This is a genomic window from Microbulbifer elongatus, assembly GCF_020524885.1.
Classification (GTDB): Bacteria; Pseudomonadota; Gammaproteobacteria; order Pseudomonadales; family Cellvibrionaceae; genus Microbulbifer; species Microbulbifer elongatus_A.
In genome coordinates, this window is record NZ_JAIVKJ010000002.1 from 41497 (window position 1) to 53117 (window position 11621).

Here is an 11621-nt window from a genome sequence, read left to right on the forward strand (position 1 = left end):
AGAGATGAACAAATTCGACAAACATATCAGCCTGGTGGGAGTGTCCTTCGCTTTGGGGTCCACGTCAGTCGTCGCCGCGCCCATTGCACTTCCCTGGGGCATCGATCTCACCCCCTCAATGGACAGCAGTGTCAGTTACGATGATAACGTGACCAACTCAGCCGATGATGCGATCGAAAGCTGGTTGACCACCGTGAGCCCCGCACTGGAATTCGCTACAGACAACGAAATCGATTTTTATTCACTGCGGTTGAGCTCCGAATCCGGGAAATACCTCAACAGCCAACGTGATGATTATGTGGACTACCGCGCAGAGGCCTCTGCGAGAGTTGAACTCACCAGCGGTACAAGTGTATCGATGAACGGTAGCTGGATACGAGGCCATGAGGATCGAGGCACAGGCTTTTCCGAAGGCATCGGCAATGAACTGGATGGACCCGATGAATTTATCGATCGCGACTTGAGAACAGGTATCGAGTACCGCCCGGAAAATAACCCGTTGGTATTTGAGTTGAGCCTGGGTACCGACAGTCGTGTTTACGACATACTACTGGACCAGGCCGGCCGAGACCGTACCAGTGAATTCGGTAGTTTTTCAGCCGGCTATCGCATCGGTGCACGCACGACACTGATTACACAGGTGGATTACAGCAATATCGATTTCGCCTTTCAGGTTGCGGAGGGACCGACTGACTCTGCAAGGGGCCTGGACAATCGAGAGACCGACTATCTCGCAGGCATAGAATGGAGTAGTGCCAAGACCGACTTCAGTCTGCGAGTGGGCGAACGACATAAGGATTTTGACCACAGCGGGCGGGCGAACTTTGTTGGCCCCACATGGCAACTGAATATGTCCTGGTCGCCCCTGAGCTATAGCACCATCTCACTGTCCAGTCAGCGCAGTACCGACGAGCCCCGTGGACTTAGTGATTTTATCGATGCTAGAACCAATAGTATTACCTGGAACCATGCCTGGAGCAGGCGTTTTTCCACCAGCCTCAGCCATGCTGACCGCCGCAACGATCACTACGGAATCGAACAGCAGGATCATAACCAGACCTCAGGCCTGACGGTAAATTACCAAGCACGCCCCGGGCTGAGCTTTTCTGCTGGCTTTACACACCAGAATCAGGAATCCACGCTTGACCGCATGAATTTCAACAAAAACGTGTCGTTTATCGGCTTGACCCTGACCATGTAAGTCATCTCCATCAATGAATATGCAGAAAACATTCGTCAACGGCACAATAAGCACCAAATTACTAGCAGGCCTCATGAGAAATCTATACTTGCGCCTTCATGTATTGACAACCCTCTTGTTAGCATTGCTCTCCAGCAATAGCCTGATAGCGCAAACCTTTAGCAGTTATGACTATCAGCTGGGCCCCGGTGATCAGATTGAAATTCTTGTTTACGGTGAAAATGAACTCAACGTGAATACCCATATTGGGGATAACGGTGTTATCAACTACCCGTATATTGGCGAGCTACAGGTGACCGGCATGACCATCGGAGGCTTGAAAAAAGCAATAACCACTGCGCTAAAAGGTGACTACCTCGTCAACCCCATTGTTCAAATTTCTATCGAGCAGTACCGCCCATTTTTTATCGACGGCGAGGTTCAGGTGCCCGGCGGATACGCTTTTCAGCCAGGGCTGACCATCGTAAAAGCGGCTGCGCTGGCCCAGGGATTCACCGAGCGTGCTTCAAAAGACAAAATTTATATCACTCGAGAGACAGATGGCGAACAACAGCGTCTAAAAGTAGATCTCAACACCCAACTCAGACCGGGTGATATCGTCACGGTTGAGCAGAGGTTTTTCTGATGAATATTCCATCTTCACCACAACATGCGCGCCACGACATGCTGCCCCAGGAAGAATACCTGGACCTGCAAAAATACCTGCGCTTGCTGTGGTTACACAAAGCGACCATCTTGGTTACCACGCTAGTATTTGCCCTGCTCGGCGCAGCAGTGATGTCTATACAGCCAAAACGTTATACCGCTACCGCAACAATCAGTTTTGAAACTGGCCGAGCAAATATCACCGAAATACGTGAGGTAGTGGAAGACGGGCCGGAAAACCGAGATTACTTGCAGACTCAGGCGGAGATCCTCAAATCCCGCCAGCTCATCGCGCGCGTCATTCGCCGCTTGGACCTTTCCCGGGAGTCACTCAACGCACCCCAAAACCCTCTGCTTGGACTGTTTACGGGTGGCGAAGATGTCATGCCCGGCGAAGTTATCGAGGCACCACTGGCAGCTGAGGCTACAACACCAGCAAGTGAAGAAGATGACAACTCCGTTGCCAACAGCACCGAGCCATCCGTTGAGGCCGATTCTATACCAACAAATACCGCCCTCACTGATTACATGGCGCATTATTTAGTGGTCGAACAAGTTCGCGGCACACAGCTGATCAAAATTAGCTATGAATCTTACTCCGCAACACTCTCTGCCGAGATTGCCAACGGTCTTGCACAAGAGTATTTGCTAAGTCAGACAGAAACCAAAAAAGAGGTCACATCAAAAGCAGCGGACTGGCTGGACGAGCGCCTCGATACGTTGCGTAAGAACCTTGAAACTTCCGAACGTGCACTGCACGACTTCCAGCGGGAAAATAACCTCGTGGACCTCGATGGTGTACGTGGCCTGGCCACTCAGGAACTAAACGACGTTACTACCCAGTTGCTTGAAGCCAAGCGTGAACTACAGCTGGTTACCACTAATTATCAACTGGTCCGCCGCAAAAACGGTGACGCTGAAGCACTGCTGATGTTACCCCAGGTTCAAAGCCACCCAACAATCCAGGGTATTCGTCAGCAGCAGGCCAATATTCAGCGTCAGATTTCCGACCTGCAATTGCGCTACGGCCCTAAACACCCACTTATGATCGCTGCTAATAATGAACTGGATGGGCTGGATAACCGTCTATTTATTGAAATTGGCGAGGTATCGCAGGTTATTGTCGGTCAATACGAGGCTGCCCAAGCCAGAGTCGCCGGATTAGAGACTGAAGTCGATCGTGTTAAGAGTGAGTTTCAGGCAATATCTCAACAGGAAATCGAATACTCTGAGCTGGAACGTCAGGTAGAAATTAATCGCGAGCTTTACAATACGTTTTTGACCCGTGCACGCGAGACTTCTCAGGGCACAGGTTTCGATTCTAACAGTGCACGTCTGGCAGACCCTGCCGCAGCTCCGATTAAGCCTCTCGACAATAGAATTGCTCTGGTTACCGCTGCCGCTGCCGTGGCGGGCTTACTGTTTGCCTGTTTCGGCGTACTTCTACTTGAGCTACTACAAGATAACATCCGAAACCCGGACGATGTGGAATTACTGCTCAGACAAAAAATGTTTGGTTTGATCCCGCTAACTGGAAACCGAAAATCCAACACCAGGATCAAGGCAAGATCTTACTTTGATCGAAAGCAATATCAATTCAGTGAGGCGATAAAAACACTCCGGACTAGTCTGGTCCTTTCTCATCTGGATGCACCCGCGAAAATCATCTCAATTACTTCATCGGTGCCAAGCGAGGGTAAAACCACCCTTTCTATCAGTCTTGCCTTTGCCCTTGCTCAAGGAGAAAGGGTATTGCTGATAGATGCAGATTTGCGTCGTCCTTCCGTGGGTAAAGAGTTTGATCTACCACAGGGGCGCCCCGGGCTGACCAATTTAATCGCTGGAACCCACAGTGAAAAAGACTGTGTCTATCGCGACAAAGCGAGCGGACTGGATGTAATCGCATCAGGACCGATACCGCCGGATGCACAGCAGGTGTTGAATTCATTGCGCTTTACAAACAGTGTGAAATTGCTCGCCAAGCATTACGACCGGATCATTATTGATACAGCCCCCGTCAATGCAGTCAGCGACGCGCTCATGATCTCACGCATCGCCGACTCGACGCTTTATGTCGTCAAATCAGGCTCTACACGTAAGAAAGTCATTCAACGAGGTATTGATCGCCTCTCGCAAGTGGGTATCCAGATAGACGGCGTCATTCTGAACCAGGTGGACATCAACTCCAAGGCGGCCCGCTCAGAAGAGTATTACGGATATTACGGCGGACAATATGGCTACGGTCAGGAAATCGATAACGATGACTTTGTCAACTCAGTTCAAGGTAAAAACGTAAAATGCCAGCAGGAAGCGCTCGAGATTGCATGATCGACCTCCACTGCCACCTGCTACCTGGAGTCGACGACGGAGCAAAAGATCTTCAACAGGCGCTGACACTAGCACAAATGTCGGTAGCTCAGGGCGTAACCCATGCTGTTATGACGCCCCATATACATGTAGGGCGCTACCAGAATGACTACTCCTCCATTGAGCGTGCATTTCTAGATTTGCGTGATGCATTGTCAGTGGCACGAATTCCTTTACGAATTGGATTTGCAGCAGAAGTGCGAATTGGAGGTGAAATTCCCGTCATGATTCGCGATAGAAGAATTCCGTTTCTTGGGACCTGGGAGGGCATGCGAGTTCTTCTCTTGGAGCTCCCGTACCATACGGTGCCACCAGAAGCCGAGCATTTTGTGACGTGGCTAATAAAAAACAACATCCGTCCACTAATTGCCCATCCTGAGCGAAATAAAGGTATTCTGCGGGATTTTAATCGGATATTTTCATTGGCGCGGCTGGGGTGCCTATTTCAAATTACTGCTGGTTCTGTTACCGGAGCCTTCGGAGAGCCAGTGCAGCGCTGCGCGGAGAAGTTGTTGAAAACCGAGTTGGTAACTGTCATGGCGACCGACACGCACCATCCAGTTCGCCGCCCGCCAATTTTGGGCGATGGTCGACGCGCTGCAGAAAAAATTCTCGGCGAATCGTCAGCTTGGGATCTTGTCCTCAACAATCCCGGTCGTATAGCTGCCGGTCAGTTTTCCCGGCTAGCAACACAACACTGAATTCGCAAATCCGAAGTGACCTACATGTATCACAAGTTTTTTTTTCTATCCCTACTCTGCGCTAGTTTAATTGCCTGTAGTGCGGGCGGTGGCAGCGATAGTGATAACCCTACTCCACCCCCGGAAACCACTCCTACCCCCTCACCAGAGCCTGAACCCGGCCCGGATCCGGTACCATTTGAAATTACCTGCAATACGCAACACGCAAATACTGCAGACACCAGTATTCCTCTGCCTGAAATGACTACTGGAGAAATGCCAGATCACAGCGGTACTATGATGTCTGAGCATATGGCTGCGCTAAATTTGGTTCAACACCAAGACGCCACCCATGTTGCAACTGGTAACGGTGAGTGGTGTGACAATACAATCTGGCATAACGCACAGGTGCCCGGCACTGATGCACGCGTTGTGATACCCGAAGGAATTACTGTCACTTACGCATCCGTTAGCGATGCAGATTTGAAAACCCTACGTATCGATGGCGCGTTGAATTTCTCACCGTCCACACCAAGTTATCTTCTCGCTGATACCATATTTGTTGACCCACGTGGACGACTGATTATTGGTAACGAAAGTGCACCAATTGAGAACACAAGTAAGGTAGTCATCGCTTTCAGTGACCGTGGTCCTATCGATACACAGTGGGACCCTCAACTGTTAAGCCGGGGGCTTATTGCCCATGGGGGCACTGAAATACACGGCGCAAAGAAAACCAGCCACCTTAAAGTAGCAGAGGATCCCGCGCGCGGTGATGAGATTCTCGTACTAGCAGAAACACCGGAAAATTGGCACGCCGGTGACGAATTGTTGATTGCAGGAACCTACTATACCGGTTGGAACTGGGATCCTGTTGCTAGAGAGGAATTGTATTTTGGCACTCAGGACGAACTCCGCACGATCAAAGAGATCAACGGCAACTTGGTGACCCTGTCATTTCCACTTGAGTACGACCACTTTACTCCCCGCGACGATCTTCACACCAACATTGTCAACTTGACCCGCAATATTCAATTTGAATCGGTAAACGCGGCTGGTATACCGGTGCACCAGCGTGGACATGTGATGTTTATGCACAGCGATCAGGTCGATGTACGTTATGCAGCGTTTAATCAATTGGGTCGCACCGACAAATCACTACCCAGTTTCAGCGTCCATGACCTGGACAATGTCACCGCCACTAGTAACGTGCAGGGACGCTATTCCTTCCATTTCCATAGGACCGGCCTGAATAACCCAAGAAATCCTGCAATTGCCATTGGTAATTCGGTCGTAGGATCACCGGGCTGGGGATTTGTTCACCACGACAGTCATGCAAATTTTTATGAAAATTCGAGCTTCGATACCTTTGGTGCAGGTTTTGTGGCAGAGACTGGAAATGAGACCGGAGACTGGATTCGTAATATTGCTGTGAAAGCAAAGGGTACGCATCAGTTTAACCCCAAAAATGGTATCGACGTAGCAACTTATGATATCGCCCGCACTGGTGAGGGGTTCTGGTTTCAAAGTCGCATGGTCCGCAGTTTTGACAACATCGCCGCTAGCGTGAATCACGGTTTTGTGTACCTGCACAGAGGGCAGGGAATGATCAGGTTCCCGGCTCAGCAGTACATGCTGCCGGAAGCGTTGGGCTATGGCTCTTTGGCAGCTCCGGACGACGTCCCAATCCGCACTTTCGACGGTAACGAAGCGTTCGCCTGTCAAGTCGGATTATGGGTTGTAAAAGCCAACCCAATGCAGCAGCACGATATATACACGGTACTGTCCAACTTTACCGCATGGGAAGTAGAGGCAGGTGCAGCCGCAGAGTACACCGCGCACTATTTATTTGAAAATTTTGATCTTATTGGCAATACGCCTGAGCCGTTTCGAGATTCTCAGTTTGGTATTGAGCTCGGTCAGAATTCCAGTGATATGGTAATTCGAAACAGTAAGATACATCGATTTTCGGAAGGAATTCACCTCACCAAAACCCATACCGAAACTGAATGGGAAGGCAAAGACCAATATGTACTTATCGACAATGATATCCAGGAAGCAACGACAGACTACGTAGGGCGCGATACGGCTGATCTATTTCTGAGCAGTACTGAGCTTTCTACAGGGCGCTTCGATATACAGCTAAATGACAACCAGCCCTTCGAATACTTATCACCTTCCACCCTGCACGGCGCAGGAGTTAGTTACAGTGGTAGTAAGCAAGACAGTATCGGTTCAAATGTCCTGCCTGCTGGGGTAGATGAACTGGGAACGCCCGCAATGGATATGATTGGCCACCTTCAAGAAGAGGGCTACTACGAAGCGAGCGACGGTGAAGCCTATACCATTATCGAACAGTACTTTAGCGAAAGAGCCACTGGGCGCATTCACAAAATGGGGCTGACCACCCGTCTCGGCCCGGATGTGGTTGATGCTATCAACAGGACAGGTTCCCCATGGAGCGATGCGACCTTTGTTGGTAACTTGAATTTGAACAGTGCCCCACCAGAAGTTGTTGACGATGAAGCACACACGGGGTTTGAGCTTGATGTAGTTATAGATGTGTTGAAGAATGACACGGACCCGGATGGGGATATTCTTGTAATTGATGGACTTGTACAACCTCGCCATGGCGTCATATTTAGTAATCAAGATGGTACGCTGGTATATCGCCCCAACCTTGGTTTTTCAGGAACAGACAAAATACAGTTTTGGGTTAGCGATCGACAAGGAAACTTTGTTGAATCAACTCTTCTAGTAACTGTTTTAGAAAATTGAACCCCATCAAGTGGCTCAGTTTAAGCTTAATTGGATGCATGCCCTTGAAAAGAAGATGTTTACTGATTTTCATAGAGGTTTCTTAGCTCGAAGGATCGCCGGAAGTACGCCATTCCTTCTGTAAATTTTCTGGCACTTGATTTTGGTACAGACAAATTTATGGTAGGGATATGATAGAGGATCGCGAAATCATCAAGTGCTCTCCCTTTTATTTTCAAAAACCGGTTTGTAAAACCCTTATATTTTGGTTCAACCAAGACCCAAGTGTTGTTATACAGTAAAAGCGCTTGAGTGTAATTTATGCTTCTTAGAGTCATGACTGATCATTATTTACATCTAAAGTTAAACAGAGATAAAATAGCGCTTTAAGAAGGATTAATTCACGGATGAATATAACATTTCCAATACGCTGCCATGCGCGCATTAAATTATTGGTAAGGAAACTTCATCATGCCGCAATGTTTGAAGTTACGCTTTCCGAACAATCCATGTTATGAGCTTAGTAACAAGCGAGCTCAACAATACATCAAAGGCCAGTTTTAGCGGTAAAAAAATACGCATCGCATCAGTCTGGGCTTTTGGTGGGTATATAGCCGGCCAGATTCTAAGGTTAGCCAGCAACCTATTAATGACAAGGTTATTGGCACCCGACATGTTCGGCGTGATGGCAATTGCAAATGTACTCATTATTGGAGTACAGATGTTTTCAGACATGGGAATCCAGAAAAGTATTATTCAAAGTCGATTTGGCACTAAGCCTTTATTTTTGGATACAGCCTGGACATTACAGATTCTTAGAGGCATTTCACTTGCCGCGATTGTTTGTGGATTAGCCTTATCTTTATCGTTTTTCGGAAATACTCTCAATCCGACTAGCGCTTTAGCCCACCCTCAACTTCCAATAATTCTTACAATATTGGCTTTAAATCTTGTAATTAGTGGTTTTCGATCAACTAAATCACCGATCGCAGACCGAAATCTCGACCTTGGGAAAAAAATTTCTATCGAAATTGCATCCCAAGCGATTGCTTTGTTGGCCATGATTAGTTGCGCCTTGATATCGCCAACGATATGGGCGCTGGTAGTCGGGGCAATAGTTCAAGAAGTGATTAAGCTAATTCTAGAATTTATCCTTCTCCCCGGAAATATGAATAAATTTCGCTGGAATAAAAAATACGCCATTGATATTTTCCATTTTGGGAAGTGGGTATTTGCCAGCTCAATACTCGGTTTTTGGGTTCTAAATGGTGATCGAGTCATTTTGGCAGCAAATATTTCTGCCGAACAGCTGGGTATTTATTCAATTGCAATTTTCATTATTGGGTCGATTCGAGGGGCAATTAACAGCATATTACATAAAGTAATGTTTCCATCTTTTAGTCAGTCGGTAAGAGCGTCTGATAATTATCTTGCTGTTTACTACCGCTTTAGATTACCACTTGATTTTTTTATTATTGGCCTCAGCGGATTCTTAATAGTTACAGGCAACATGATTATTAAGATACTTTATGATGCGCGATATCACGATGCCGGCCTTTTTTTGTCACTGCTATCCATTTCATTAATTGCTGATCGATATAGATCTGCAGGCATATATTTCCAAGCAGAAGGAAAGCCAAGAAAGATGATTCCTGCATTACTGGTAAGCGCTACCCTATTAACTCTCGGATTACCAGTAGTTTTTTTCCAATTCGGATTGATCGGAGCCATAGGCTTTCTAGGCATTTATCCGTTAGCCATTATACCCATACATCTTTACATGAAATTTCGTTCCGAATTGCTCTGTCCTTATAGGGAGTGCATATATATGTTATTTATTATTCCCGGAGCACTTGCAGGGTACGCATTCAATTTTATAGCTGGTCAATTTATTAAGTAAAAAAGGCATATTAGGAGCAGACTAGAAACTAGTCTTACCCACAAAAAGTAGACACTCAAATTACGCGCATTTGCGCTCATACTCCACTGGACTTTTGTGTCCGGTGGAGAGTGTCTACGTACTCTGTTGTAAAAAACGTCGATGTACCCGAACACCTCGGATTTCATCTCATCGATACTTCCAAAGCTACTTGCATACACGAGCTCCACCTTAAGGCGACTGAAAAAAGACTCCATCGCTGCGTTGTCCCAGCAGTTTGCCTGGCGGCTCATGCCGGCTCGAAAGCCATTTTTCATCAGTAGGTCCTGATACGCTTGGGATCGGCTCTGAACGCCCCGGTCTGAATGCGCAATCAAGCCCGGCTTTGACTTCCTTTGCCGCAGGGCCAACTTCAATGCCCGCTGTGTAAGTTCCTCCGTCATCTGGACGTCCAACGCCCAGCCGACAATACGGCGTGAATACAAATCCATTACCACAGCGAGATACAACCATCGGTCAACCACCCAGATTTAGGTGAGGTCGCTGGTCCAGCGACGATTAGGACGGTCTACCTGAAAGCATCGCTTCATTAGGTTCGCAGCAACGTCGACTCTAACCTCGACAGGCCTACGGTAGCGAAAGCCCTTACCGTTTCTCGCTCGGATAGGCTCTTTATGTATGATTCCAGCGATATAGTTAGTAGAGCAAGGTATCCTAGCTTCCTTCAGCTCAGGAGCGCTCTTGGGAGCGCCATAGCGGGCTTTAGAGCTCTCGAAGGTATCCTTAACCCGCGCCGTAACACGCTTCCTGCGGATCGCCCGAGGACTCTCCTCTCGGCCGATCCAACGGTAGTAGCCTGAAGCTGATACCTCCAGGCACCGACACATCAAGCAGATCGGGTACAACCCTACATGCTCACGTATCAGTGCGTACTTTACTCTTGCTGGTTCGCAAAGTACGCAGCTGCCTTTTTTAGAAACTGGACCTTCTGAGGTGCTTCATGCAGCTCCTTCTTCAGGCAACGGTCTTCAGCACTATCTTGTTTCGAGTAGTCAACGCCATCCACACTATTGAACTGCTTCTCTGACAGGCGGTTAAATTGTCTCCGCCAGTTGTTGGTCTGCTGAGCACTCACACCCAGCTCTCGAGCTACTGAGGCAGTGGTAGCACTGGGCTTTTCGGTCCGCTTGACCGCGTCCCTACGAAACTCTTCCGTATACGCCTGAGTGCTTTTCTTCGCCATGGTACACCTCCGTGTTAGGCCGAAACCTAGCTATATAAGGTGTCTACTAAATGTGGGTAAGTCTTTGACCTAAAGTCAGTATGATTGGCCAACTTAACGGCGTGAAGCTTGTAGGCCAATGTGTAACGATCGTAGCTACGTTTTTTGGTTTGGCCCATTCGGGACCTCTCTCATGAACAGCAAATACTGTCCACGAAACTGGTTACAGATCATTGGTGCGATCGAGCTCTTGTTCAATATAATCAACTAATCGCGGAAGAAATTTCGGTACAAAGTGCCAGGCGGTTACTTGGCGGGCAAAATCATATAGCTTTTCGATATTCAGTAGCTCTGATCTTCGCGCGATTCTTGTATGCCCTCCACATGCAAGCAGGCTCAACAACTCGAAGGTGCTAATACTGAACGATGGGCCTGCTACAGAAAGGATTCCCTGGCCAGCGTCGAGCCCATGCAAAAGGCAGATGATGACATGCCACGGGCAAGGTTCCGGTGTGTAGAAACAACGCCTTTGGCACGCCCTGTAGTTCCGGAAGTAAAGAAGATATGTAAGTGGTCTTCGATACTAACCAATTCCGGTTCGAAACTTTCAGCAAAAGGGTTACCCAATCAGCGTAGTTTACTGAAATCGCTCAGCTTTTCTGCGGGTAGATTTAGAGATTTGTTAGCTATTTCACTATGTTCATCTGAAAAAATAATTGCTGAAGCATTTATCTCATCAACAATTAACTTGATTCGCTGATTCGGAAAAGATGGGTCAATAGGGACACACGTGGCCCCTATCATGTGTATGGCAAGCAAACTGTACACAAGCTCAGTCCCGGGCTGCGCAAGCACAGCAAACTGTCCCAT

At 48.0% G+C, this 11621-nt stretch carries 10 protein-coding genes; 6 read left to right on the forward strand and 4 right to left on the reverse strand.

The window, feature by feature from the left end:
- Nucleotides 1–4 precede the first annotated feature (4 nt).
- From LC059_RS07525 to LC059_RS07550, 6 genes are all read left to right on the forward strand, one after another.
- Nucleotides 5–1201, forward strand: coding sequence for an outer membrane beta-barrel protein (locus LC059_RS07525; RefSeq protein WP_226703232.1), 1197 nt, complete (start codon nucleotides 5–7; stop codon nucleotides 1199–1201).
- A 73-nt stretch (nucleotides 1202–1274) separates the two neighbouring features.
- Nucleotides 1275–1826 carry a polysaccharide biosynthesis/export family protein gene (locus LC059_RS07530; protein ID WP_226703233.1) on the forward strand — a complete coding sequence of 184 codons (552 nt, stop codon included), beginning with the start codon at nucleotides 1275–1277 and terminating at the stop codon, nucleotides 1824–1826.
- Nucleotides 1826–4174 (forward strand): GumC family protein, encoded by a 2349-nt coding sequence (locus LC059_RS07535; protein ID WP_226703234.1) that lies wholly within the window; start codon nucleotides 1826–1828, stop codon nucleotides 4172–4174. Before LC059_RS07530 ends, LC059_RS07535 begins: the two co-directional genes overlap by 1 nt.
- Nucleotides 4171–4914 carry a tyrosine-protein phosphatase gene (locus tag LC059_RS07540; RefSeq protein ID WP_226703235.1) on the forward strand — a complete coding sequence of 248 codons (744 nt, stop codon included), beginning with the start codon at nucleotides 4171–4173 and terminating at the stop codon, nucleotides 4912–4914. Before LC059_RS07535 ends, LC059_RS07540 begins: the two co-directional genes overlap by 4 nt.
- Before the next feature lie 24 nt (nucleotides 4915–4938).
- The gene (locus LC059_RS07545; RefSeq protein WP_226703236.1) at nucleotides 4939–7671 is read left to right on the forward strand and encodes a G8 domain-containing protein; all 2733 of its coding nucleotides are present in this window, start codon (nucleotides 4939–4941) and stop codon (nucleotides 7669–7671) included.
- Nucleotides 7672–8164: 493 nt separating this feature from the next.
- Nucleotides 8165–9550 (forward strand): oligosaccharide flippase family protein, encoded by a 1386-nt coding sequence (locus LC059_RS07550; protein ID WP_226703237.1) that lies wholly within the window; start codon nucleotides 8165–8167, stop codon nucleotides 9548–9550.
- On the opposite strand, the gene LC059_RS18100 is transcribed toward LC059_RS07550, so the two are convergent.
- The 4 genes from LC059_RS18100 to LC059_RS18110 form a co-directional block, all read right to left on the reverse strand.
- Entirely contained in the window at nucleotides 9535–10053 is a 519-nt protein-coding gene (locus LC059_RS18100) for an IS3 family transposase (protein ID WP_226703238.1), read from the reverse strand. The two genes, LC059_RS07550 and LC059_RS18100, sit on opposite strands and share 16 nt — an antisense overlap.
- A gap of 410 nt (nucleotides 10054–10463) precedes the next feature.
- Nucleotides 10464–10772 (reverse strand): transposase, encoded by a 309-nt coding sequence (locus LC059_RS07560; RefSeq protein ID WP_226703239.1) that lies wholly within the window; start codon nucleotides 10770–10772, stop codon nucleotides 10464–10466.
- Nucleotides 10773–11186: 414 nt separating this feature from the next.
- Entirely contained in the window at nucleotides 11187–11378 is a 192-nt protein-coding gene (locus tag LC059_RS18105) for an AMP-binding protein (RefSeq protein WP_413231547.1), read from the reverse strand.
- Nucleotides 11379–11621 (reverse strand): AMP-binding protein, encoded by a 243-nt coding sequence (locus tag LC059_RS18110; protein ID WP_413231548.1) that lies wholly within the window; start codon nucleotides 11619–11621, stop codon nucleotides 11379–11381.